This is a genomic window from Longimicrobium sp. (genome assembly GCF_036280135.1).
Classification (GTDB): Bacteria; Gemmatimonadota; Gemmatimonadetes; order Longimicrobiales; family Longimicrobiaceae; genus Longimicrobium.
In genome coordinates, this window is record NZ_DASURI010000873.1 from 1 (window position 1) to 5,421 (window position 5,421).

The 5,421-nt window shown below is 68.5% G+C and carries 2 protein-coding genes; both read left to right on the plus strand.

All coding sequences use genetic code 11. From position 1 onward, the window contains the following. Positions 1 to 4,483 (plus strand): RHS repeat-associated core domain-containing protein (locus VFZ20_RS28215; RefSeq protein ID WP_329687307.1); only part of this gene is annotated, 4,483 nt, incomplete at its 5' end. Positions 4,484 to 4,957: 474 nt separating this feature from the next. After that, positions 4,958 to 5,421: hypothetical protein (locus VFZ20_RS28220; protein ID WP_329687308.1), on the plus strand; the 464-nt coding region annotated here is incomplete at its 3' end.

A 5,421-nucleotide genomic window follows, 5' to 3' on the forward strand; every position in this document is an offset into this window, starting at 1 on the left:
AGAGGTGGACGCGTACGGCTCTGGCGGAGCGGAGGGGGCGCTGGGGGTGAGCCTGGTGGACCTGAACTCGTCCACGGCGGTGTCGCGCGAGGAGTGCGTGACCGTGTCGGCGGGGCCGGGCGCGGCGTACGAGTGCGGGGACCTGCGGCTGGCCCACGCGGTGCCGGGGATGGCCACGCTGGGCAGGGGCCGGGCGCCCGTGCTGCTGTACAACAGCCAGCACGCGCAGCCGTACCCCACCGTGTACGCGGACGTGACGCTGCCTGCCTCGGGGTCGCCGCCCACCCAGGTGGTGGCGACGGTCACGCTGCCCAACGGCGTCACCCACACGCGGCGGTTCACCGGCAGCCAGTGGCAGCCCGGGACCACGCGGCGCATCGGGGTGCAGTGGAACGGGTACGGCAACGCGTGGGGACTCATCCCGTACTCGCTGCAGGTGACGGCGGTGTACGGGAGCGCGCAGCACGCGGCGCCGCCGGTCGCGGGCGAGATGATGGTGACGGTGCGCGGCTCCGACACGGCGATCGGGTCGGGGTGGTGGCTGGCGGGGATGGAGCTGATGGCGTGCCATTGCCAGAACGGCACCAGCCGGATGATGGTGTGGTCGGGCGACGGCGGCACCCGGGTGTACGAGCCGCAGTACCCGGGCTCGTGGACGTTCTGGGTGGCGCAGAACCCGGGCGGCCGCCCGGACACCCTCACCTGGGTTTCCGGGCTGGGGTACGTCCGCAAGCTACAGGGCGGGGGCGAGGTGTGGTTCGACGGAAACGGACGGCACGCGCGCACGGTGAGCCGGCTGGGCGACACCACCTACTTCGTCTACGAGGGCGCGGGCGTAAAGCCCACGTACGTGAGCGTGCCGGGACGCGACGGGGTGGCGCGCGGGTTTCGCCTTGCGTACACGGGCGGGTACGTGAGCGCCATCACGCCCGAGATCGCGGGAGCGGCCCAGCCGGGGATCACCCTGACGAACAGCGGGGGGCGCGTCACGGCCATCACGGATCCGGACGGGCTGGTGACGCGGTTCTGGTACGGCGACGCGTCCAACCCCAGCCGCGTCACGGGGCGCACGTCGCGCGACAGCACGCTGGTGTCGTTCGGCTACGACGGTGCGGGCAAGCTGGGCAGCGTGACGCTCGCGCTCAGCGGCACCCAGTCCATCGTCACGCAGTTCACGGCCGCCGAGAGCCGGGGCGTGAGCCCCGACACGGCCATCCGTTCGTCCGTGGCTTTGTCGCAGGCGTACACGCTGATCGACGGGTCGCGCTCGGACGTGGCGGACCAGACGCGCATCTGGGTTACGGCGCGCGGGGCGCCGCGGCGCATCCGCGACGCCATGGGCGGCGAGACGGTGCTCATCCGGGGGAACGCGACGTATCCCTCGCTCGTGACGGAGGTGCGCGGACCCAACGCGCGGGGCGACAGCCTGGTGGTGAAGTCGCGGGCCGCGTACGACTTTCGCGGGCGGGTGGACAGCACCACGGTGGTAAACCCGCTGGGTGACGGGGTGAACCTCACGACACGGTACCGCTACGACGACCGCTGGGACGCGCCGGACACCATCATCGCCCCCGGCGTGGGGCAGACGGTGATGGCGTACGATCCGCAGAACGGCAACCTGCTGTGGCAGCAGCAGGGTGACGCCACGCGGCGCGTGAACTACGAGTACTACACGTCCGCGCCGTGGCACGGGCTGCTGGCCCGGGTGCGCTACCCGCATCCCGTGACGGGTCCCGCCACGGGCGCGGCCGCCGACACCGCCGCGTCCGACCGGCTGGGCTACGACGGGGCGGGCAACCTGAGCTGGACCCGCACGCCGCTGGGGTTCCTCACGCACCACTACCGCGACAAGTACGGTCGCGACACGCTGGTCATCACCCCCGTGCGCCCCGACAGCGCGGACGTGGAGGGGGAGCTCCGGGACAACGGCGTCCGCTCCCGCACGGGCTACGACGTCCTGGGCCGCGTGTCGTGGACGGAGACGCTGGGGCGGGCCGTGGCGCTGCCGGCCAGCGACCGCGTGTCGGCGCGGATCGCCCCGGCCGAGATGGTGCGGGTGGAGACGCAGTACGATGCCATGAGCCGCCCCCTGCGGGTGCGGCGCTGGTCGCTTCCCGACACGGCGGGCATCGACACCATTACCACGAGCTACCGCTACGACCGCGCCGGCCGCAAGACGATGGAGCTCACGCCGGGCGCCGGCAAGGACAGCACCGTCTACGATCCATCGGGCAACGCGGTCGTGGCCATCACCGCGCGCGGACACGCCATCACCATGGCGTACGACGCCCTCAACCGCCTGGTGCGGCGCGACGTACCGTCGGCCACGGACAACGGGACGTGCGTGCCCGGGGGCAACTGCTCCAATCTGCGCTTTCCCTTCTACTCGCGGAATCCGCAGGGCGGCTTTACCGTGCCGGCGGAGACGTTCCTCTACCGCTACGACGCGCTCAGCAACCCGGTGTACGCCGAGAACCTGGACGCAAAGGTGGTCCGCTCGTACTACCCCGGCGGCGCGCTGTGGAGAGACAGCACGTACATGCGCAGCTACGCGGGGATGGACTACAGCCAGCACGCGTACGGGCTGGAGTACCGCTACAACCCGCAGACGGGGCAGCTGCGCGCCATGCAGCACCCGCAAAACCTGGCGGGCGCGGCGCAGGCGGACAGCTTTGCGTACCACCCGGTGACGGGCGCGCTGGCGCAGGCATGGAGCCGGCAGGGGTACGGATACGGCTTCGCGTACGACCTGCTGGGCCGTCCCGTGCGGACTACCTATCCCGGCGGCGGGGCGGAGCGGATGGCGTACGATGCGGACGGCCGCCGGGTGATGCGCGCGGACAGCCTGCCGGGCGGCGCGGAGCTGGCGCATGACGCGTTCACGTACGACGCCCGCGGCAAGACGACGTTCGTGAGCGGGCAGGTGAGCGGGGAGGAGACCGAGTTCTACAACTGGTACTCCGGCCTGGGGAACCTGCTGGGGACGGACTGGGGCAACCCGCTGGACCCCACGCGGCTGACGGAGGTGTACGTAGCGGACGGAATGGGCAACCAGGTGGAGAGCCGCACCTGGGCGTCCGGTCAGGCCACCCCGCCCAGGACCCGCAACGTGTACGCGTCCGGGATGGGGCGCATCACGCGGATGGGGCGGGAGCTCTCGGCCAACCCGGGCGAGACGCCGCTGCCGGACAGCACGTACCGCCACTATGACCCGGCGGGGAACGTGACGTGGGGCGAGCACAAGGGGTGGGGCACGTACGTCAACGGCTCGACGGACATCAACCACATCACGCTGACGCGCAACTACTACGGGGCGGACCAGAAGCTGCGGGTGGTGCAGGTGCACGACGAGAGCACCAACGGCAGCACGTGGACGCAGGACGGTTCGTTCGCGGAGTACCGGTACGACCCGCTGGGTCGGCGCATCATGGAGCGCACGCGGCGCGACAGCGTGTGCTTCAACACGAGCCACGAGTGCGAGAGCACGCTCACGCGCTTCGTGTGGGCGGGCGACCAGCTGCTGTGGGAGATGCGGGTGCCGGGCGGCAACGACGTGGTGGGCACGGCCCTGGAGTCGACGAGCGCGGGTGGCGACTTCTACGGCCGGGTGAGCTACTTTCACGCGGGCGGGATCGACAAGCCGCTGCTGATCACCAAGGAGGGCGCGGAGAGCGTGGTGCCGCGGGAGACGTGGCGCGGCCAGTTCCACAAGGGCACGTCGCCCGTGACGGGCGCGGTGCGTGACTGCCCCGTGGGTGTGCAGACGGGCTGCCTGCTGATCGCGTGGCCGGGGATGCAGACGAACGCGGCGCACTCGTGGGGCGGGGAGAAGCCGGACATCCGCGTGTGGTACGGCGGCCTGGTGGACGGGATGCGGGATGCGAGCGGCCAGATGTACATGCGCAACCGCTACTACGACCCCGCGACCGGCCAGTTCACCCAGACGGACCCCATCGGTCTCGCGGGTGGCCTGAACGCGTACGGTTTCGCCGCGGGCGATCCGGTCACGTATGGCGATCCTTATGGATTAGCACCGGATACAGTCTGGGTTGGTATTCGTCGACTCGACGATCGGCTGCTTGGTATATTCGGAAATCATGCGGCAATACGAGTTGATGCAGGTGGGAAGCGCCAGACTGGTGAGCTGTTGGAGCGAAACGGGAAGAATTACATCGAAGTTCGTACTGATGACGCCGTAGGTGACCGCAGGTACACATGGGTACGTGTGGATGTCCCAGACGGCATGACGTCGGAAGAGTTTGACGCTTCTGTGGTCGAGGCGTTCAATGCGATCGCAGCAGTCCGAAGACACCAGCCATATTCGTGGGCTGGATCTTTAAACTCAAACAGATTTGTCTATGACGTCGTATCAGAATCTGGGGGTAAGGTTCCCAACGCAGCTGACAAGCTTCCTTTCACGCCGGGTATTTGTGGAGGAGATCCAGATGAAGCGCTTTCTTCTGGCGACGACTGTCACGAATAGGTGAGTGCCATGAGTAGAACTTCACTGCTAGTCCAAGCCATCTCCGTAGCCGTTCTGTCGAGTGCCTGCCTACGACTGGCCTTTCGGACCGGAGGCAGGCGCCGATTGTGGTTTGTGGGAGGAGCCTGTCTGGTATTTGTGGAACTGATCTTGTTGCTAACTGCCCCGTCCTTTAAAAGCGAGGGGCGGATATGGCTTATTGGCGTCGCGGTCATCCCACCCATTCTGCTCATGATCCTCGTTGTCGAGTTCTTTGCTTCGCGCCGAACCTCGGCGGGCTTGACGATCTCTATAGCCGCCCTCGTAGGATTCGTAGCGTATATAGCAATAGCCTTCATTGCATACGTGGGGTACTTGTCCCTTCATTAGCAATACCCCTGCTTCTGGTAATTGCCGTGACGGCGACCAGCACGGGCGTGCACGCAGGACGGCCCGTACGCGGAGTACCGGTACGACCCGCTGGGGCGGCGGATCATGGAGCGCACGCGGCGCGACGACGTGTGCTTCAACACGAGCCACGCGTGCGAGAGCACGCTCACGCGCTTTGTGTGGGCGGGCGACCAGCTGCTGTGGGAGATGCGGGAGCCCGGCGGCAACGATGTGACGCCGGGAAGCGCGGGCCTTGACGCCACGAGCGCGGGCGGCGACTTCTACGGCCGGGTGAGCTACTTTCACGCGGGCGGGATCGACAAGCCGCTGCTGATCACCAAGGAGGGCGCGGAGAGCGTGGTGCCGCGCGAGACGTGGCGCGGCCAGTTCCACAAGGGCACGTCCCCCGTGACGGGATTGGTGCGCGACTGCGCGCAAGGTGCGCAGACTGGCTGCCTGCTGATCGTCTGGCCGGGGATGCAGACGAACGCGGCGCACTCGTGGGGCGGGGAGAAGCCGGACATCCGCGTGTGGTACGGCGGGCTGGTGGACTGGATGCGGGACGCCAG